The sequence below is a fragment of the Cryobacterium serini genome (assembly GCF_004404025.1).
In the GTDB taxonomy this organism is placed as follows: Bacteria; Actinomycetota; Actinomycetes; order Actinomycetales; family Microbacteriaceae; genus Cryobacterium; species Cryobacterium serini.
The window spans coordinates 334,124-353,517 of the sequence record NZ_SOHN01000008.1 but is presented as its reverse complement, the minus strand read 5'-3'; the positions used below and the strand labels follow the sequence as shown (position 1 = coordinate 353,517).

The following is a 19,394-nucleotide window of genomic DNA, read 5'->3' as shown; positions in this document are numbered from 1 at the left end:
GATTCTACCAAAACCATTGCCTGAAGTCGAGGGATTCTCAGTGACTTTTGGATTTCTATGCGAAGCTACATTCGGGCCATATTTCGCTTTTCGAGACCGGTTCGCGTTGAAAAAGAGATCAACGCGCAGAATTCGATGCCAGTACCGGTCTGCCCGGAGCCTGTCCTCCTACCGCGAATTGGGCAGCTACCCGCGACCGACCCAGCGGTCCATTGACCGGTAGACACCGAAAACGCGACCGGCCACGGCGTCCCAGGCCGCCAACGGCAGCACCCCGCGCAGCACCTTCGACAGGTTCACCGTCCACGGCAACAGCAGTTGCGGCTTGCCGGCGAGCATCGCCCGCCAGACCCGATCAACCACGTATTCCGGCGTCATCAACGGGGTGAGCAGCGGCCCGCGGGCCCCCGTGAACATTCCGGTGTCGATGTAGCTCGGGCATACCGTTGTCACCTTGACATGGCCGTGTCCCTGCTGCACCAGTTCGAGCCGCAGCGAATCGCTCCAGCCGATCATGGCCGCTTTCGAAGCGGCATAGACGCTCATACGCGGGGTGCTGAGGGTGCCGGCGGCCGACGCGATGTTCACGATGCGTGACTCGCGGTATCCGCTCGCAATCATCGCCGGCAAAAACTCGCGGGTGATGTACATCGGGGCGAGCGCGTTGATCTGCATGGTCGGGCGGGTGTCGGCGCCGTTGTCGTGTTCCCAGAAATACTTGCCACGCACGATTCCGGCGTTGTTGATGACCACGTCGGGGTCGCCGATCTCGGTGCGCACCCGCTGCGCGGTCTGCGCGATGGCGCCGAGGTCGGCGATATTGACGACGTAGGGGACGACCTGCGTCCGTCCGTAGGAACGTTCAGACAGGATGGCGGCGGCCTGGGCGAGCGCGGCACCGTCGCGGTCCCACATAATGACCGTTTTCGCCCCCTCAGCGACGCAGCGTTCGGCATACAGGCGGCCCATTCCCATAGCGGCTCCGGTAATCAGCACGCGGGCTCCGGCGACGGTTCGACTCATACCCCCATCATGCCGCCTGCGCGCTCTATTGCGGGACTACGCTCGGGCCAGCGGCAGAATCGGGGAGGTGCGTATGGACTTTCAGACCCTCGCGATCATCTCCGTGATCGCACTGCTCGGGCCGCTGCTTGCGACACCGCGCCGGTGGAACATTCCCGTCGTGATCGGTCAGCTCGGCGCCGGTGTGATCGTCGGCCGCACCGGTTTCGGCTTTGTTGACGCGAGCGACCCCACGCTGACCCTCTTAGCGGATGTCGGGTTCGCGTTGATCATGTTCGTGGCCGGCACGCACGTGCCCGTTCGCTCCGGCGCGATTCGTGCGGCGCTGTCGGCCGGCCTGGTGCGCGCAATTCTGGTGACGCTCGCCGCGATCGCCCTCGGCGTGGTTATCGCGATGATCTTCGGCACAAATCATGCGCTCCTTTATATAGTCTTGCTCGCCTCCTCGTCGGCCGCGCTTGTTCTGCCCCTCATCCATTCGCTGGGGCTGCGCGGCCGATCGATGCTCGAGCTCACGGCGCAGGTCGCGATCGCCGATATTGCCGCGATTGTGGCGCTGCCGCTGGCCATTGACCCGCCGAATGCGGGCCGTGCCGCCCTCGGCGCTGCCCTGGTCGGGGTACTGGCAGTGGCGCTCTACTTCGTGCTGGCCTGGCTGGAACGCAACGGCTCTCGCGTCCAGTTGCACAAGCTGTCGGAGAACCGCAAGTTCGCGCTCGAGCTGCGCATCCAGCTGGCCATTCTGTTCGCACTCTCAGCGGTGGCCGTGTTCAGCCACGTCTCGGTCATGCTCGCCGGGTTCGCGTTCGGCCTCGCCGTCGCAGCGGTCGGCGAACCGCGCCGCCTGGCCCGGCAGCTCTTCGCCCTCGCCGACGGATTCTTCGGACCGCTGTTTTTCGTGTGGCTCGGCGCCTCGCTCGCCCTGGGTGACCTTGTCGACCAGCCGCAGATGATCGCGCTCGGACTCGTGCTCGGCGTCGCTACCCTGCTCACCCACGCGACCACGCGCGTGCTGGGCCTCCCGCTGTCGTTTGGAATGCTCTCGGCCGCCCAGCTCGGCATTCCGATCGCGGCCGCCACGATCGGCACCCAGCTGCGCGTGCTCGCCCCCGGGGAGGCTGCGGCCCTGCTGCTCGGAGCGCTCGTGACCATCGCGGTGACCGCGGTGGCGAGCGGATGGGCCAAGCCGCGCGCGGCATCCGCTGCGCCGGCCTGACCTGACGGTCCACGGCTGGCGAAGCACGAAGCTAGGCTCCCGCGGCGCGACCCACCCGAAGGAACGTCGGCAGGGGCGCATCTGCTGCGGCGCGGACATAGGTGACCAGCACCCTGTCGCTGGCGACCTTCGACCGGGCGGGAAGCATCGGAGTCTCCGGTCGTGTAAACATGTTGATTTCCACGCGCACGACCGGGGCAACACTCGGGCGGGCAACGCCGCGCAAACCCCGGCCCTCGCCGCCGGACCCTATGTCTACAAAGGTTGACCCAACTCGAGTGAAGCCGTTCAAGGACGTGACCTGGCTCACCTTCACGGAAGTGACACGCGGCAGCAGCTCAATGCGCGCCATCGCGACATGCACAGACTGCCCCCACGCAAGCCTGCGCATCTAGGTCAGTCTCATCTCGATTCCTTGATAGTCGGTAGTAATACTGTCCTTCTTTGTTCCGAGGAAAAGGCAGAGATGGTTTTCCCTCTGGGGTGTGCCCGCCGATGAGTACCATGGGTTACAGGGCCTGGAGGTTACGTGGGGATCACGCGGTAGATCAGCTCGCCGTGGAGGATGGAGATCCAGCCGTCTTTGCTCGCGGCCCACTCTTTCCACGCGTCGCTGATCTCCTGGAGATCCTCTGATGTCGCTAGTTTCGATTCGATGAGTTGCCCTGCAATCGCCGAGTTGAGGATGCGGTCGGCCCACATGCCTCCCCACCAGGCTCGCTCTGCGGGAGTGGAGTAGCACCAGGTGCTCGAGGTAGCGGTGACTTCCTCGAGCCCAGCGGCGCGAGCCCACGAAAGTAAGCGGCGTCCAGCGTCTGGCTCACCACCGTTTGCTCGCGCAGCAGCGCGATACAGCTCAAGCCACCTATCGAGAGCCGGGATCTGCGGCCACCAGCAGAAGCCGGCGTAATCGCTGTCGCGCACCGCCACGATGCCGCCCGGCTTGGTCACCCGCGCCATCTCGCGCAATGCCTGCACGGGGTCGGCGACGTGCTGCAGCACTTGATGCGCGTGGGCTACGTCGAAGGTGGCGTCGTCGAACTCTAGAGCGTGGATGTCCGCAGGCGAAAAAAAATCGATATTGGTCACGCCTCGCTCGTTCGCTGTTGCCCGGGTCAGATCGAGCGCGGCGGTGTCGATCTGACCCGGGCAACAGCGAAGCGACGCAGAACTGGAACCTCTCACGAACGCCGGTGCGAACCGCCGCCGGGTAGCTGGATTGCGCCGCGAAGAAGTGGCGGCCGCGTCGGGCATCAGCGTCGACCATTACACACGCCTTGAGCAAGGACGAGAAACACATCCCAGCGACCCGGTGCTAGATGCGCTCGCTCGCGCGCTCCAGCTAAACGTCGATGCCAGCGAGCATCTCTACCGTCTCCGCGCGGCTACCTCGTCGCCCCGGAGTGCGCGCGGAGATGAGTTCATACTCGGCCAACGCATGGCGGCTCTGGTCGAGGCCGTCCGGCCGAACCCCGCCTACGCACTCGAACCTTCACGACACCGAGTTGAAGGCGCTTGTCGCTGAGCTGCGCGAGCAGAGCCCCCTGTTCGGGGAGTGGTGGGACGAGCACATCGTCGAGCGCCGACGAGCCTCGCTCAAGCACCTACGCACCCCAGACGGCGAGACCATTGCGCGCCGTTACGAAGTATTGCGCCTCCCCGACGAAGGGATACGCGTAACCATCTGGCTTCCAGAAACCTGACGGGGTCGGAAAACCTCTGAGCCTTTGTCGCGCCACAGGCAACCGCTTCGTTCCCCAACCGGGATGCGTCAGAGGAACATCAGCACGATGCCGGCGACACCGGCGAGAACACCAATGCCGAGCAGCACCAGGCCGATCAGGCGCAGGCCCTTGCCGTCGAGGTCGGGGTCGTGCGTGCGGCACTTTTCGGGCCAGCGATTGCGAAACCAGACGCGCACGTCATCGCCCGCTACCAGATTCTGCGTCTCGTGGGTGTCGGCAGGGCACTCGTGCACATCGCCGTCGTTATCAAACCAGCGGATGACCGTGGCCGGCCCCGACGCGGCGATTACGGCGGTCGTGCGAGTCCAGCGGCCACTAATGCCGCGTACGGACAGGCCGACGATATAGAGGACCGCTCCGATGATGAGGCCGACGAGTGTGAGAATCTCGCTCATGATACCGGCGAAGTCGAGCGCGTGCACTGCCACCGCCGTCCGTTTTCTGTCGTCTGCTCGCGGCGCATACCCCGATGGCTAAAGCGTATCGTTTAGCTCCGCACCGACGGGTCTCTAGGCTCAAACCATGCGATTTGGACTCTTTGTACCTCAGGACTGGCGACGCGATCTGGTCGGAATCGAACCGGCTCTGCAGTGGGCAACGATGAGTGGCTTGGCCGCTCACGCTGATGCCGGTGCGTGGGAATCGATCTGGGTCTCATAAGGAATTTGTGCTGGCGTCAGCGGTTGCATGACGCTGCTGAAATAGGGCCTCAGCGGGTCGTCACAAGTTGGGCGCGACGGTGACCGTCAGAGTGTTCATTTCGTTACCCCTTCTCGCCGCAAGAAATAGGCTTGGGGCAGCCGCCTGTCAAGGTCTGACACACTGGGGTCAATGATGCTCGACAACGAGGTACCGGTGTGGTGGCGCGGCCTGGGCCTGCCCGGACTGGTCGACCTACACACCCATTTTCTCCCAGAGCGGATGCTGCGGCGCGTCTGGGCCCACTTCGACGAGATCGAACCGCTGATCGGCCAGGAGTGGCCGATCCAGTACCGCGACGACCAGGAGTCTCGGCTAGCAACGATTCGCCGGCTGGGTGTGCGCCGTTTCACCGCGCTGTCCTATGCGCATCGCCCGGGCATGGCGGCTTCCCTGACCGATTTCTCGCTCGATCTGGCCGCTGAACACGCCGATTGCGTGCCGAGTGCCACGTTTTACCCGGAGGAAGGCGTGCTCGGGCAGGTGCAGTCCGCCCTCGATCGCGGCGCGCGGGTATTCAAGATCCATGCGCAGGTCGGCGCCTTCGACCTGCGGGAACCGGTGCTCGACCCGGTCTGGGGGTTGCTCGCAGACGCCGGGATTCCGGTCGTGATCCATGTCGGCAGCGCGCCGGTATCGCGGCCGGGTATCACCGGGCCGGACAAGCTTGCGGGGGTATTGGCGCGGCATCCGCTGTTGACGGCCGTCGTCGCCCATCTCGGCGCCCCGGAATACGGAGAGTTCCTCGATCTCGCCGAGCGCTATCCGTGGGTGCACCTCGACACCACCATGGCCTTCACTGATTACTTCGAGCAACTCGCGCCGTTCGACCCCGCGCTGCTGCCGCGGCTGGCCGATCTGCCCGACCGGGTAGTGCTGGGCAGCGACTTTCCCAATATCCCGTACCCGTACGCGCACCAGCTGGAGTCGCTCGAACGCCTGCGCGACCGAGAGCCGCGCCTCGATGACGACTGGCTGCGCGCCGTCTGCTGGTACAACGGTCTGCGGCTGATCGGCGAATAAAACGCCGCGCATGTACTTTTGGGTCCTCACCGAGCTTGGACTGGTGAATTCATTGATCCTCCGGTCAGCTTCCAATAGGCTACCGACCAGATCCACCAGGCCCACTAGTAGAAATATACGGTTTGGTCCAGCTCCTCCTGCCTGGACGGTACGCGGAGCGGGCTACCGACTCGTCTGTGTTGATCGCCCGGCTGAAAGCATCCCGGCGCTAATCGTCGTTGCTTTCGTTTTCGTTGCCCGAGTCGCCACTATCGGAGTCGTCCTGGCTGCCGTGGCCGCTGTTCTCGTCGACGTCGTGGCCCGAATTAGTCCCATGGCCCGAGCTGCCGCTGTCGTCGACCGTGTCGTCGACGTCGGGGCCGGAGTTGCTGCCTTCCCCTCGTCCGTCGCTGTCATCGGGAGCGTCGTCACTACCGTTGCCCGATCCGATGCGTCCGTCGCTGTCGTCGGGCACGGCGTCGTGGTTATGGTCCGAAGCAGCTTCGGTGACTGCCGGCGCTGGCTCCTTTGCCATGTCCACACCGACGCCGACGGTCGAGCGGGGGGAAACGGTGACGGCTTCCAGCTTGGTCTGCGCTGCGCGCGCGATGCCGTTCTGAACGGACTTTATAAGATCATCGCTGAGTAGTGGGCCGGTGTAGGTCACGTCGAGCTCACCAGTGCGGAGGGTGGTGAAGTAGTTGCCGAGCGCGTCCGACAAGATGCCTTCCCTCGCGATGGACTCCTCCAGTGCAGCAGGGCTGGTCGCCCGAACCGCGAACCGGAGATCGTGTACCAAGACCTCGGCGACGTGGTAATGGTCCACCCCGGCAACCACTGGGTCTTGGAAGTACGCTCGGTTGACCAGTTCGCCAGCTTCGGCAACGGTACCCCCCATCGGCAGGACCACGATCAGCTCCGGCACGAGGTGCTCAAGCGAGGCGGGGTCGAGTACGTCGGGAGAGATGTCGGACAGGGTTATCTGGCTTTGATTCGCCGCATCATCGAGCACCGTGCGAAGCGCGGCGAGATCAGCGTCGGGAGTCGAGTGGATTGCGATCGCCACCCGGCGTCGAACCATCAGCCCGTCGTAGGTCACGGTAGGTCGGTCGTTGCCCGCATCGGTACCCGTCTCAGCATCGCCGATCAGGCCGGCCGAAACGGGAGCGGTTGTAGGGGGTGCCGCCACTGCAGTGCATCCGCTCAGTGCGAACGCGATAAGTGCCGCCGTAACAATCTTGGTGAGATTGTTCATCTTAGGTTCCCGTCGCAAACCCCGGCCGGTACACCGGCGGATAGGAATTCATGGGGGTGGTGTCGACGACCGGATAGTCGGAGCTGATCGGGTCGTTGTTTCGCCAGTCGCCTACCGAAAACTGCACCATCATGTCGTGATCTTCGTGCACCAGGTTGTGGCAGTGCACCATGTACCGCCCGCCGGTGTGGGCACCGGTGTTGAACTGCATCAGCATGGTGATGGATTCGTTCTCTCCCGCATAGAAGACGTCTTTGGGCCCACCCTCCCACGGGAACGGCTTACCGCCATTGGTGTTTCGGGCGATGATCTTGGCGTCGATCAGGTGGATGTGCACGGGGTGGAACCAGCCTCCGGACTCGTTCGTGATGGTCCACTGCTCAACGGAGTACGGCTGGGGGCTGCCGAAGCACCGGGAGAACCCGGATGCCTCAACGTCCTCCCACGTCTCCCCGTTGATGGTCCACTCTCCGCCCTGGCGCTGCACTCGAAGTATCCGCTTCGCTACCGCCATCTCCGGGGTCAGTTTCATCACGTCGAGGCCGCCGCGCTCGGGGTTTGCCGAGCCGCCGTCGTCGAGGGTGGTGGGGATGGCGGAGATCGACCCGGTCGTCGAGCCCGAGTCGGCCACCACCTGGAACCGCATGATCTTGTTCGTGTTGGCGTAGCTGACGTTGTTCTTGTTGCTCAGGTTGCGCATCTCGATCATCTGGCCGACCCTGTACTTGCGAAAGTCGATCAGGATCTCGTAGCGCTCTGCCGTGCCCTGCCGCCAGGACTGCACCGCCTCCACCTTGGGCGTCAGACCGCCGTCGGTGCCGACGACGTAGAAGGGGTCACCGGTGGACAGTGTGGGTCGATAGGAGCGTGTGATCGAGGCCACGAGCACTCGAAAGCGGTAGATGCGCGGCTTGACCTTCATCGTCGGCCACGGTATCCCGTTGACCATGATCACGTCGCCCCACAGCCCCGCGTGGCCGTTGTCGTTGAACCCCAGGGAGCCGTCGGCGTTGAACATTGCGTCCGAGATCATCAGCGGCACGTCGAACTCGCCCTGAGGGAGCTGCGCCTGCTCGTACCGGTCCGACATCGGGTAGAACCCCGCGAGTCCTGAATACACGTTCTGGCTCGTGACCAGGTGGTTGTGGTCGTGGTACCAGAGCGTGCGCGCGGACTGCCAGTTGGGGTACTGGTAGTTCTTGACTTTGCCCGGAGCCGTGAAGTCGTTGGCGTACCCGTCATACTGGGGCAACGACGCCGAGCCGTGCATGTGGGTGACGGTGTTGAACGCCGCCGGGTGCAGGAGCCCTGCCGCCGGCAAAGCGTTGCGGATGCGTATCTCGGTTCGGGTACCCTGCCGCACCCGAATGGTCGGGCCGGGAAAGATACCGTTGTACCCCGCCAGGGTGGTGGAGAGCCCCGGAAGGATCTGGGCCTGCCCTAATTTCTCGGTGAGGGCGAACTTGGCGAATGGCCGCGCCGGGTCGCCATCGTCGAACCCCGTGGCATACGGCACCAGTTCGGGCGGGCGGCGGAATACGCCCGCGTACGGAACCGGCATGTTCACTGGCGCCAGCAGGCTGGGGGTGGGGACCGGGTCCGCCATCCTGGCCATGCCGAGGGTGCCCATCGCGCCGACGGCACCGATTGCGCCCAACTGCAGTATTTCCCTACGTGTTGACATGATCACTCCAGAGCGGTGCGTCGAGATGAGTCCATGATGTATACTGCCGCCGCGGCCTTGTGGAAACCTTGCGCGCGGGCGCGGTGTTTGTGTGCACGCTTGAGAACTGACCCGTTGCCCTGCTTACCTGTGACAATCGAAATGCCGTCGTCGTTTCTCAGCATTCGGCCTGCCGCGGTGAATTCAAGCGCCATTACGCCTCAGAAGCGATGATTCGTTGCGAGAAATCGCAAGAAAACGCCGCGCATCGCCCGATACGCTGAAGTTGCACGCCCGCTGCGACCGCGGCACTCATTCGAATCGGAGGTTCCCATGTCGATATCTGTTGAAAAAGCACACGTAGCTAACGCTTTGGTCGGAGAGCCCGAGGTTCTCGAAGACGGCCTCGCGCAGCACCCCTCCTGGCTCAGCCTCAAGGCAGCTGCGACCTCGCTGCAGGCTGTGCAGTCGCAGAACGGGTCGGTAACCGACGCCGAACGGCACGCGGATGCTGACGTCTTTGTTGCGCGCATCACCGCAGCACTCGACGACCTCGCGCCGCACTTCGCACACGACGCCGCATATCTGGCGGCCCTGGTCGTGGACTTCGACCGCTGGGCGTCAGACGGATTCGGCGTGCCCGACTTCTACGACTCCCTGATGGCCTTCCAGCCGCAGCAGCACCGCGTGAACGGGCTGCGACACCTCGTGGTGTTTCCGATGTACACCCAGAACGGCAGCGCCAATCGCCTGGTCGAAGCCGTTCTGATCGAGGTCATCTGGCCGGAATTCATCGGCGAACTCGAAGCCGGCTACACGAACAAGCTGTTCGTACCGATTCGTTTTCTCGATTTCACTCCGGGCTACGACACGAACTCGGCCGTACTGTTTCCCGAGACGGTCGCGATGCGCGAGATTCCCACGTTCACCTGGGGGGCGATCTTCGCCGACCGCGAAGCCGCCCGTTTTCGCCGAGTCGTGCGCGCGGCAGCCGACATCACCCGGCTCGAGCTGCCCGCCGACGCCGCCCTGCTACTGGGCGACCAGCACCTCACTGAAGAAACCTTCGTGATGTGGGACCTCATCCACGACCGCACGCACATGCGCGGGGATCTGCCGTTCGACCCGTTCATGATCAAGCAGCGCATGCCGTTCTTCCTCTACTCCCTTGAGGAGTTGCGCTGCGACCTGACCGCTTTTCGCGAATCGGTCACGATCGAGGGCAGTGAGCTGGCGAGCCCGGAGGCGCGTCGGCACGCGAAACTGGTGCAGTACGCGGTCATCTTCGACCGCATCTTTCGGTTCGCGATCACCGGCAACCGGGTGCGCAACTATGACGGCCTCGGCGGTCAGTTACTGTTCGCCTGGATGCACCAGCACGGCGTGCTGCACTGGACCGATACCCGCCTCAGCTTTGACTGGGACGCCGTGCCCGAGGTGGTCATCGCGCTCGGAGCGCAGATCGACGAGCTGTACTGGGCGTCGATCGACCGACCGAAGAAGGCACACTGGCTCGCAGCCTACGAGATGATCTCGAAGACCCTCACGCCGAACCCGGCCTCCACCTGGGCCCGCGGGCTTTCGAACGAGGTGCTCGCCGGTTCTCCGAAGGGTTACACCGACCAGGTGCTCGACGACGAATTTCCGCTGTCGATGTTCTTCGAGGCGCTCGAGAAGAAGATGCGCACGGTCATCGAGTCGACGGCCGGCATCACCGGCAGCGCGGTCGACTGATGAATGCCAGACCGGCCGTCGCTGGCCGCACCGTGCTGATCGCCGGTGCGACCAGCACGGCCGGTCTGGCCGTCGCCGCTTCACTGGCGGATGCCGGCGCGCGCGTCATCGCCGTCGGCTCCAATCTCGCACGCCTCCAGTCGGTACTCGCTGTCGCGCCGGACGCTGCGTTGTATGAGTGCGACCTGACGGATTTTTCCGCAGTGACTGCTCTGGCGGCTCAGCTCTCGCCTATCGACGGGCTCATCCACCTCGTTGGCGGCTGGCGCGGCGGCGGGGGCCTCGCCGGCCAGACCGACGAAGACTGGGATTTTCTGCACTCGCACGTGGTCACCACGCTGCGAAACACCACCCGGGCCTTCAACGCCGACCTGCTGGCCTCGCCCGCTGGGCGCCTCGCGATTATCTCGAGCGTATCGGTGGACCGGCCTCAAGCCGGCGGCGCGAACTATGCGGCCGCGAAGTCCGCGGCCGAAACGTGGGTGCGAGCGGTCGGTGCGGGATTCGCGAAGGCCGGTGACACCGCCGCGGCGGTGATTTTCGTCGTGCAGTCGCTCGACGGGCTCGAAACCGAGCTGGCTACCCGCGTGACGGGGCTCTGGGACGAGGCGGCAGCATCCGCTAATGGCAGTCGAGTTGTGCTGGTGCCGAAGAACCCCAAAACCTGACGCGCACTCAGGTCGCAGGCTTTTTTCACCCCCAGTCTGGCCGAAACGCGTTTCTGCACTGTGTGTATTCCATAAGCTGCACGTGGCGATCCTTGCAGCACCACAATGCTTTGTGGTCAGAACTTGAGCCAGCGGATAGGCGACTCCCTGCCACGATCAGCTTTTTTCGACCAGCGGTTCGCCACCAGCGCGACTCCCACGTCCCAACATCAAGATTGGCTCCAATGACTTTTGCACGTTCTCGTTTTCGACACCGCGGCTCTGCCGTGGCCCTGACGATCGCGGCCGTACTCGCATTCGGCACGTTGTTCGCCGCGCCGGCCAGCGCCAACAGTGCTGAATCGGGCCCGGTAACCATCATCGGCGAGCCGATCATCGGGCAGACCCTGACCGTTGATAAGGGTGACTGGGACGCCGGGACGACCTTCACGTATCAGTGGCACCAGTCGCACAATGGAGCCGACGTTGCGGGCGCAACCTCGGATTCGTTGCTGCTGACTGACGCCGAGCGCTGGGACTATCTCGAGGTCACGGTGACTGGAACCCTATCTGGCACCGCGACGGAAATCACGTCCTCCAATAGTGTTCGTGTCCTGCGGCCGCTCATGACCGCAGGCACGCTGTCCATTTCCGGTTCGGCCGTCGTCGGCAATGTGCTCACCGCCACGGCCGCCGACTGGCCCGAGGGCGCCACGATCAACTACTACTGGGGCTATAACGATGGCGAGTTCGGAGACTCGATCGAAGGCGCCACCGGCAGAACGTTCACCGTGCCCGCAGATAAAGTAGGTCTGCACATTGCTGCCATGATTTACGTGAACCTCCCTGGCTTCGAGGAGTATTTTCTCGCTACGACGACTGATATTGTTCCCCCAGCCACCACCCCGGTCGCCACCGTGCCCGCCGCACAGGCGCCCGCCGATACCGCACTGGTCGCCACCGTGCCCGCCGCGCAGGCGCCCGCCGATACCGCACCGGTCGCCACCTCGGCCCAGCTGACCGCCTTCCTCACCGCGGCGGGCGTCGTAACCGGCACCGCGGCATCCGCTGGGCTGCCGGCAACCGGCCTCGACGTGACCAAGCCCTACACGGCCACCGTGGACTGGGCGGCCGCCGACGGTTTCGTCGACGTCTACGCGTACTCAACGCCGACCCTTGTCGGCACGTTCCCCATCGTCAACGGTCAGGTGCACGTCGTGCTGAGCAGCGCCATGCTCAGCGCGCTTGCTGCAGGCTCGCACACCCTCGTCGTCTCGGGCCAGTCCTCGGGCGCCGTTCAGGCCGTCGCATTCAGCATCACGAAGACCCTCGCCGCCACCGGTGTCGATCCCATCGTGCCGCTCGGTTCTGCAGCGCTGCTGCTTCTGCTCGGTGCAGCGCTCGTCGTCGTGCGTCGCCGACGCACGCTCGCGTAACTCCGCAACAACATGGAGGGGCGTGGCCAACTGGCCACGCCCCTTTTGCGTGCACGCTAGCGTGTAGTCATGAGCACCACAGACTCCCCCCTCGGCGACGAGTGGCAGAGGCCGACCCCGAGCGGGCCGAGCCTGCGCACAGACCTGTGGGTCGCGCTGGTTCTTGCCGGCGCGACCGCCCTGAGCGTGTCGCTCACTCGCAGCGCCGGCGTCTTCACCGATGCGCCGGTCTGGCAGGTGGCGCTCTGGGTAGCGCTCATCAGCCTGCCGCTCGCACTGCGTCGTCGGTGGCCTGAGATAGTGGCCGTCGGGGCTTCCGTCGTCTTCACCGCCGGTGCCATGCTCGAAGCCAGCGACATGCTCTTCTCCAACATTTGCCTGTACATCGCTCTCTATTCGGTTGGGGCCTGGAGTCGCCACCGAGACGCCGCCAAGTGGGTGCGTGTCGTGATCGTTGCCGGCATGTTCATCTGGCTGTTCGCGCAGATCATGGTGCAGGCCAACCAGATGACCATGATGCCCGAGCTCTCGCGCGACGGCTTCTTCTCGCCGTACGCGGCATTCGGGGTGTTGCAGGTCTTGATCAACCTGGTCTATTTCGGTGCCGCTTGGTATTTCGGGGAATCTGCCTGGAAGTCCGCCCGTAATAACGCCGCACTGGAGAACAGCACCGCCGAGCTCGCCAGCGAGCGCGAACGCAGCGCCGCCCAGGCGATCACACTGGAACGCGTGCGCATTGCCCGCGAGCTGCACGACGTCGTCGCTCACCACGTGTCGGTCATGGGCGTGCAGGCCGGCGCGGCCCGCCGCATCCTCTCAAGCGATCCGGATCAGGCGGCCGACGCGCTCACCATCATCGAACAGAGCGCTCGCAGCGCCGTCGACGAGCTGCACACCATGCTTGGCGCACTGCGCGGTGACGACACTCAGAGCGCCGAACCGACCAGCCAGAGCAACAGCACCCGTGGCATCGCCCAGCTCGGTGAGCTCGCCGACGAAAGCTGCACCGCCGGCGTTCCCGTGCGCCTGTCGGTCGTCGGCGACGAAAGGGCGATTCCTGCGATCATCGGCCTGAGCATCTATCGCATCGCCCAGGAAGCCCTGACCAATACCCGAAAACACGCCGGCCCCGGCGTCAGCACCGAGTTGCGGCTGCGCTACGAAACGGATGCCGTCGAGCTTGAGATTACCGACGACGGAGTCGGCCCCCGGCGACAATTTGCGACGGTCCTGCCGGGCGGCGCTTCCGGGGAGGCCACCAGCCCCACGACCGGGCTAGGGCAGCGCGGTATGCGCGAACGGGTCGCTGCCGTCGGCGGCGATCTGCACCTCGGCGGTCGCCCACGCGGCGGCTACCTCGTACGCGCGCGGTTTCCGCTCACGAAGCGAGAGAACGCATGAGCGAGCCGGCCGGCATCCGCGTGCTCCTCGTCGACGACCAGGCGCTGGTGCGCGCCGGGTTTCGCATTATTCTGCAGTCCGAGCCGGGCATTCATATCGTCGGGGAGGCCTCCGACGGCGCCGCAGCGCTCGACCTGGCCCGCACCCTCCACCCCGACGTCATCTGCATGGACGTACAGATGCCCGGCGTCGATGGCCTCACCGCCACCCGGTCCATCGTCGACGACCCGTCGATCCACGCTGCTGTACTCATGCTCACGACCTTCGACCGCGAGGACTATCTCTTTGCCGCACTGCAACACGGTGCGAGCGGGTTCATCCTGAAGAACTCCACACCCGAGGCGCTGATCGAGGCCGTGCAGGTGCTGGCCCGCGGCGACGCCCTGCTCGCCCCCGACGTCACCCGGCGCGTGATTGAGCGGTGCGTGAACCTGGGCGGGGCATCCGTTTTGGCTGCTGCCCCGCCCAGGGAACTGCACGACCTGACCGAACGCGAGTCCGAGGTGTTTGCGCTGCTCGCCCAGGGGCTGGCCAACGCTGAAATTGCCGCGCAACTCTTCCTCGGTGAGGCCACGGTGAAATCGCACGTCTCGAAGGTGCTGATGAAGCTGGGCCTGCGCGACCGGATCCAAGCAGTGGTCTACGCCTACGAGCACCGTGTCATCGTGCCTGGCGGCGCGCTCGACGCGTAGATCCCCCGCATGGCGGAGACCCGGTTCACCCGCCAGGCGGATGTGAGGGCGTACGCCCCCGCGCTACCGTGAAGACACGCACAACGAAAGGGCGGGGAATGCTCGACATCAGGGGAGTCACCAAGAGCTATGGCACGAGGGAGGTGCTCACCGACGTGAGTTTCACGGTCGGGGACGGGCGCATGACCGGCTTCGTCGGCGCGAACGGCGCCGGTAAGACCACGACGATGCGCATCATCCTCGGTGTGCTTTCGCCCGATAAGGGCACCGTGCTCATCGACGGCATGCCGGTCACCGCGAACGACCGCCGCCGGTTCGGCTACATGCCAGAGGAACGCGGCCTCTACCCGAAGATGAAGGTCGCCGAACAGCTGGTCTACCTGGCGCGCCTGCACGGCCTGTCACCGGCATCCGCTCGCCGCAATACCGACGACCTGCTCGAGCGTCTCGGCCTCACCGCACGCGCCGGCGACACCGTCGAGTCACTCTCGCTCGGTAACCAGCAGCGCGCGCAGATCGCCGCCGCTCTCGTGCACGATCCCGAGTTTCTCGTGCTCGACGAGCCATTCTCCGGCCTCGACCCGCTCGCGGTGGAGGTGGTGATGAGCGTGCTCGCCGGCTACGCCGCCCAGGGCGCGCCCGTTCTGTTCTCCTCGCACCAGCTCGATATTGTCGAACGGCTCTGCGACGACCTCGTCATTATCGCCGACGGCGAAATTCGCGCGAACGGCTCGCGCGAGGCCCTGCGCGAGCAGCACAGCAGCCCCCGCTTCGAGATTCGCACGGCGGGCGATACCGGCTGGATTCGTGCGCAGCCGGGCATCACCGTGATCGACTTCGACGGCGACTTCGCTGTTTTTGAAGCCGAAACGGATGTCGCCAGCCAGGCCGTTCTGCAACACGCGATCACGCTCGGCGCAGTCCATACTTTCAGTCAGCAAAGACCCTCACTCGCCACCATCTTCAAGGAGGTCATCGCATGAGCAACCTCACACGCCCCGTGCACACCGCGCCCACCTTCGCCCAGAGCGTCTGGCTGGTTTCCAACCGCGAGATCACGGCACGCCTCCGCAGCAAGTCCTTTCTTATTGCGACGGGAATTCTGCTGCTCATCTCCGTGGCGTCGGTCGTCGTCGGCAGTCTGGTCAGCCAGAATGAAAGCCTGACCAAGGTCGCCGTAGTCGGCACGGCCATCAGTGTCGTCGAACAGACCGAGGCCTTCGACATCGTCGAATCCGACACCGTCAAGGGCGCCGAAGCGCTCGTGCGCGACGGCACAGTGGACGCGGCCGTTGTGCCATCCGACAGTGTCGATTCGCTGCTCGGCATCACGGTGATCGCTCTGGATTCGACGCCGCGCGATGTCCTCGGGACGCTGAGTGTGAGCCCCGATGTAAAAATTCTTGAGCCGGCCTCGCAGGATGGTTTTCTCGCCTACCTCGTTGCCATTGGCTTTGGCGTCATCTTTCTCATGTCGGCGACCACCTTCGGCGCCACCATCGCCCAGAGTGTGGTCGAGGAGAAGCAAACCCGCATCGTTGAGATTCTCATGTCGACCATCTCGGTGCGGGCACTGCTGGCCGGCAAGGTGCTCGGCAACAGCCTCATGGCATTCGGGCAGATCGTGTCTATCGGCCTGCTGGTATCGATCGGCCTGGCGGTGACCGGGCAGCGGGTGCTCCTGGCCGATGTCGGCCCGGCCATCGTCTGGTTCGCCGTGTTCTTCGCCTTCGGATTCGTGCTGCTTGCCGCGCTCTATGCGGCAACGGCGTCGATGGTCTCCCGGCAGGAAGACGTGGGCTCGGCGACCTCACCGGTACTGTTCCTCGTCATGATCCCGTACTTTCTGGTGATCTTCTTCAACGACAACCCGCTCGTGCTGGCGATCATGTCGTACGTTCCGTTCTCCGCGCCGGTCGGCATGCCCGTGCGCATCTTCCTGGGTCAGGCCGAATGGTGGGAGCCCGTGCTCTCCCTTATCGTGCTCGCTCTGTCGACGATGGTGGTGATTTTGATCGGATCACGCATCTACTCGAACGCGCTGCTGCGCATGGGTGCCCGGGTCTCGCTGCGGGAGGCTCTGCACAAGTAGGCAGGTTGGGCGGCGTCCAGCCGAATGCGGGAGGATGGAGGAGTGACCCAACTCCATGATCTGACTTCCCGCGGTTTCGCCTCCGACAACTACTCCGGGATTCATCCGGAAATTCTGGAGGCGATGACAGAGGCTAACGGCGCCCACCAGATCGCCTACGGCGAAGACGTCTATACGGCACGGCTGCAGGAGGTCTTCGTCCGACAGTTCGGCGCGGGCGTCGAAGCTTTTCCGGTGTTCAACGGCACCGGCGCCAACGTCACCGGGCTGCAGTCGATGCTGCCACGTTGGGGCGCCGTGATCTGCTCCGCCACCGCTCACATCCACAACGACGAGGGTGGCGCCCCCGAGCACGTCGGCGGCTTCAAACTGCTTCCGGTCGTCACCCCCGACGGCAAGCTCACCCCCGAACTCATTGACCAGGAGGCCTGGGGCTGGGGCGATGAGCACCGCGCCCAGCCGCTCGTCGTGGCCATCACCCAGACCACCGAGCTTGGAACGGCCTACACGGTCGACGAGGTGCGCGCGATCGCCGATCACGCCCACTCCAAAGGTATGACGCTCCACATGGACGGTGCTCGCATCTCCAACGCGGCGGCGAGCCTCGGGGTGCCGCTGCGCGCCTTCACCCGCGACGCCGGCGTCGACGTGCTCAGCTTCGGCGGCACCAAGAACGGCATGATGCTCGGTGAGTGCATCGTGGTACTGAACCCGGCGGCATCCACTGGTTTGAAGTTTTTGCGCAAGTCGAACATGCAGCTCTCCAGCAAGATGCGTTTCATCTCCGCGCAACTCATCGCGCTGCTCGACGGCGATCTGTGGCTGCGCAACGCCTGCCACTCGAATGCCATGGCCGCTCGGCTGCGCGGTGCGCTGGAGACCGAGCTCGCCCAGGGAACCATCACCGGGCTGGCCTTCAACCAGGCCACCCAGGCAAACGCCATCTTCGCCACCCTGCCCGCCGGCGTCGCCGACCGGCTGCGCGAATCCTTTCGCTTCTACGATTGGGACGCTACCAAGAACGAGGTGCGCTGGATGTGCGGCTTCGACACCACCGAGGACGACATCGACACGTTCGTGGCCGCGATCATCCGGGAGTTGTCGTGACCTTCCAGCACCAGCCGTGGCTTGCCTCGTATGCGCCCGGCGTTCCCGACACGATCGCCGAGACCACCGAAACCCTCACCGACATGATGGAGACCTCGGCGAAGCGGTTTGCGCCGGCCGTCGCACTGGACTTCTTCGGTTCCAGCACCACCTACGCCGAGCTCGGTGAGCAGATCTCTCGCGCCGCGAACGGCCTGCGCAAGCTTGGCGTGAGTCCGGGCGACCGCGTTGCCCTCGTATTGCCGAACTGTCCGCAGCACGTCGTCGCTTTTTATGCCGTGCTGCGCCTCGGCGCCATCGTGGTCGAGCACAATCCGCTCTACACCGACCGGGAACTGCGCCATCAGTTCGAAGACCACGGCGCGCGCATCGCGATCGTCTGGGACAAAGTGTATGAGTCGGTGCGCGCCTTCCCCAAAGACATGGGGGTAGCGGATGTCGTCACCGTCGACCTCACCCGTGCGATGCCGTTCTCAAAACGGCTGGCCCTCAAACTGCCGATCAAGAAGGCGCAGGACGCCCGCGCTTCGCTCACCGCCGGGCCCGGAAAGGGCGCGATCAGCTGGGAGTCGATCGTGGGTGCCCGCAAACTGCACCCGACACACCAGCGGCCTGTGCTCACGGATACGGCTGTGCTGCAGTACACGAGCGGCACGACCGGTGCCCCGAAGGGCGCCATCCTGAGCCATTACAACCTGCGCGCAAATGCCGCACAGGGTTCCGCCTGGGTGGCAGGCCTCCGCCCCGGCGAGGAGACCGTTTACGGTGTTCTTCCGATGTTCCACGCCTACGGCCTCACTCTCTGCCTCACCTTCGCGATGAGCATCGGCGCCCGCCTCGTGCTGTTTCCGAAGTTCGACGAGAAGCTCGTGCTCGACGCGGCCAGGCACGCGCCGCCCACCTTCCTGCCGGCGGTGCCGCCGATCTACGATCGCTTAGTCACGGCCGCGGCGAAGAAAAAGGTGAGCCTCGCGGGCATCCGCTTTGCTATTTCGGGTGCGATGAACCTGCCGGTGTCCATCGTGGAACGCTGGGAGACGGCCACCGGTGGACTGCTCGTCGAGGGTTACGGCATGACAGAGGCGTCACCCATCGTCGCCGGCAACCCGATCGGCCCGAGCCGACGCCCCGGAACGGTCGGTGTGCCATTTCCGAGCACCGATATTCGCGTGGTCGACCCGGAGAACCCCACGATCGAGCGCGGCTTCGACGAGGAGGGCGAGCTGCTCGTAGCCGGCCCGCAGGTCTTCTCCGGCTATTGGGATCGCCCGAGCGAGAGCGCCGAGGTGCTGCTGCCCGGCGGCTGGCTGCGCACCGGTGACATCGTGCGGGTCTCCGCCGACGGCTTCATCACCATCGTCGATCGCCTGAAGGAACTCATCATCACCGGCGGTTTCAACGTGTCGCCGTCCGAGGTTGAAGAGACCCTGCTCTCGCATCCCGACATCACGGACGCGGCCGCGGTCGGGCTGCCGAGCCCAAACGGCGGCGAAGACGTCGTGGCGGTCGTGGTGCTGCGGCCCGGGGTCGAACTCGACGTTTCCGCGGTGCGCGAGTACTGCCGCACCCGGCTGTCGTCCTATAAGGTACCGCGCCGCATCGTGGAGGTCGACGACCTGCCGCGCAGCCTCCTCGGCAAGGTGCTGCGCCGCGAGGTGCGCAACCGCCTCCAGGGAAAGTAG

The 19,394-nt window shown here is 64.8% G+C and carries 20 protein-coding genes; 14 read left to right on the top strand and 6 right to left on the bottom strand.

Features of this window, described 5'->3' with window-relative positions:
• Positions 1 to 186 precede the first annotated feature (186 nt).
• The gene (locus E3T51_RS05010; protein ID WP_134528272.1) at positions 187 to 1,023 is read right to left on the bottom strand and encodes an SDR family NAD(P)-dependent oxidoreductase; all 837 of its coding nucleotides are present in this window, start codon (positions 1,021 to 1,023) and stop codon (positions 187 to 189) included.
• Positions 1,024 to 1,096: 73 nt separating this feature from the next.
• On the opposite strand from E3T51_RS05010, the gene E3T51_RS05005 reads away from it, so the two are divergent.
• The gene (locus E3T51_RS05005; RefSeq protein ID WP_134528269.1) at positions 1,097 to 2,239 is read left to right on the top strand and encodes a cation:proton antiporter; all 1,143 of its coding nucleotides are present in this window, start codon (positions 1,097 to 1,099) and stop codon (positions 2,237 to 2,239) included.
• A gap of 31 nt (positions 2,240 to 2,270) precedes the next feature.
• On the opposite strand, the gene E3T51_RS05000 is transcribed toward E3T51_RS05005, so the two are convergent.
• Positions 2,271 to 2,630, bottom strand: a complete 360-nt coding sequence (locus E3T51_RS05000) for a hypothetical protein (protein WP_134528266.1) — start codon at positions 2,628 to 2,630, stop codon at positions 2,271 to 2,273.
• 134 nt (positions 2,631 to 2,764) lie between these two features.
• Entirely contained in the window at positions 2,765 to 3,493 is a 729-nt protein-coding gene (locus E3T51_RS04995) for a class I SAM-dependent methyltransferase (protein ID WP_134528264.1), read from the bottom strand.
• On the opposite strand from E3T51_RS04995, the gene E3T51_RS17495 reads away from it, so the two are divergent.
• Positions 3,474 to 3,764, top strand: a complete 291-nt coding sequence (locus tag E3T51_RS17495) for a helix-turn-helix domain-containing protein (RefSeq protein WP_420898405.1) — start codon at positions 3,474 to 3,476, stop codon at positions 3,762 to 3,764. The two genes, E3T51_RS04995 and E3T51_RS17495, sit on opposite strands and share 20 nt — an antisense overlap.
• A complete protein-coding gene (locus tag E3T51_RS04985) occupies positions 3,655 to 3,942 on the top strand; it encodes an MmyB family transcriptional regulator (RefSeq protein WP_134528261.1) in 288 nt (95 codons plus the stop codon). The genes E3T51_RS17495 and E3T51_RS04985 overlap by 110 nt, the downstream gene beginning before the upstream one ends.
• A 68-nt stretch (positions 3,943 to 4,010) precedes the next feature.
• Here E3T51_RS04985 and E3T51_RS04980 read toward each other — a convergent pair whose 3' ends face one another.
• Entirely contained in the window at positions 4,011 to 4,412 is a 402-nt protein-coding gene (locus E3T51_RS04980; protein ID WP_241989178.1) for a DUF3592 domain-containing protein, read from the bottom strand.
• Between the two features lie 94 nt (positions 4,413 to 4,506).
• Between E3T51_RS04980 and E3T51_RS04975 the strand changes: the two genes are divergently transcribed.
• Together E3T51_RS04975 and E3T51_RS04970 are read left to right on the top strand one after the other, a co-directional pair.
• On the top strand, positions 4,507 to 4,644 hold the full coding sequence (locus tag E3T51_RS04975; protein ID WP_420898404.1) for a hypothetical protein: 138 nt from the start codon (positions 4,507 to 4,509) through the stop codon (positions 4,642 to 4,644).
• A 171-nt stretch (positions 4,645 to 4,815) separates the two neighbouring features.
• A complete protein-coding gene (locus E3T51_RS04970) occupies positions 4,816 to 5,706 on the top strand; it encodes an amidohydrolase family protein (RefSeq protein ID WP_241989177.1) in 891 nt (296 codons plus the stop codon).
• 208 nt (positions 5,707 to 5,914) lie between these two features.
• Here the strand turns inward: E3T51_RS04970 and E3T51_RS04965 are convergent, their stop codons facing one another.
• Both E3T51_RS04965 and E3T51_RS04960 read right to left on the bottom strand, forming a co-directional pair.
• A complete protein-coding gene (locus E3T51_RS04965; RefSeq protein ID WP_134528259.1) occupies positions 5,915 to 6,940 on the bottom strand; it encodes a hypothetical protein in 1,026 nt (341 codons plus the stop codon).
• Position 6,941: 1 nt separating this feature from the next.
• Positions 6,942 to 8,624 (bottom strand): multicopper oxidase family protein, encoded by a 1,683-nt coding sequence (locus tag E3T51_RS04960; RefSeq protein ID WP_134528256.1) that lies wholly within the window; start codon positions 8,622 to 8,624, stop codon positions 6,942 to 6,944.
• A 312-nt stretch (positions 8,625 to 8,936) separates the two neighbouring features.
• Here E3T51_RS04960 and E3T51_RS04955 point away from each other — a divergent pair, with 312 nt between their 5' ends.
• From E3T51_RS04955 to E3T51_RS04915, 9 genes are all read left to right on the top strand, one after another.
• Complete coding sequence (locus E3T51_RS04955) at positions 8,937 to 10,337, top strand: DUF6421 family protein (protein WP_134528253.1); 1,401 nt, start codon at positions 8,937 to 8,939, stop codon at positions 10,335 to 10,337.
• Positions 10,337 to 11,005, top strand: coding sequence for an SDR family NAD(P)-dependent oxidoreductase (locus E3T51_RS04950; RefSeq protein WP_134528251.1), 669 nt, complete (start codon positions 10,337 to 10,339; stop codon positions 11,003 to 11,005). The genes E3T51_RS04955 and E3T51_RS04950 overlap by 1 nt, the downstream gene beginning before the upstream one ends.
• A gap of 224 nt (positions 11,006 to 11,229) precedes the next feature.
• Positions 11,230 to 12,420 carry a hypothetical protein gene (locus E3T51_RS04945; protein WP_134528248.1) on the top strand — a complete coding sequence of 397 codons (1,191 nt, stop codon included), beginning with the start codon at positions 11,230 to 11,232 and terminating at the stop codon, positions 12,418 to 12,420.
• A gap of 69 nt (positions 12,421 to 12,489) precedes the next feature.
• Positions 12,490 to 13,821 carry a sensor histidine kinase gene (locus E3T51_RS04940; RefSeq protein WP_134528246.1) on the top strand — a complete coding sequence of 444 codons (1,332 nt, stop codon included), beginning with the start codon at positions 12,490 to 12,492 and terminating at the stop codon, positions 13,819 to 13,821.
• Positions 13,818 to 14,513, top strand: coding sequence for a response regulator (locus E3T51_RS04935; RefSeq protein WP_134528243.1), 696 nt, complete (start codon positions 13,818 to 13,820; stop codon positions 14,511 to 14,513). The genes E3T51_RS04940 and E3T51_RS04935 overlap by 4 nt, the downstream gene beginning before the upstream one ends.
• 98 nt (positions 14,514 to 14,611) lie before the next feature.
• The gene (locus E3T51_RS04930; protein WP_134528241.1) at positions 14,612 to 15,496 is read left to right on the top strand and encodes an ABC transporter ATP-binding protein; all 885 of its coding nucleotides are present in this window, start codon (positions 14,612 to 14,614) and stop codon (positions 15,494 to 15,496) included.
• On the top strand, positions 15,493 to 16,605 hold the full coding sequence (locus E3T51_RS04925; protein WP_134528238.1) for an ABC transporter permease: 1,113 nt from the start codon (positions 15,493 to 15,495) through the stop codon (positions 16,603 to 16,605). The genes E3T51_RS04930 and E3T51_RS04925 overlap by 4 nt, the downstream gene beginning before the upstream one ends.
• A gap of 24 nt (positions 16,606 to 16,629) precedes the next feature.
• On the top strand, positions 16,630 to 17,712 hold the full coding sequence (locus E3T51_RS04920) for a threonine aldolase family protein (RefSeq protein ID WP_134528236.1): 1,083 nt from the start codon (positions 16,630 to 16,632) through the stop codon (positions 17,710 to 17,712).
• Positions 17,709 to 19,394, top strand: a complete 1,686-nt coding sequence (locus E3T51_RS04915; RefSeq protein ID WP_134528233.1) for a long-chain-fatty-acid--CoA ligase — start codon at positions 17,709 to 17,711, stop codon at positions 19,392 to 19,394. Before E3T51_RS04920 ends, E3T51_RS04915 begins: the two co-directional genes overlap by 4 nt.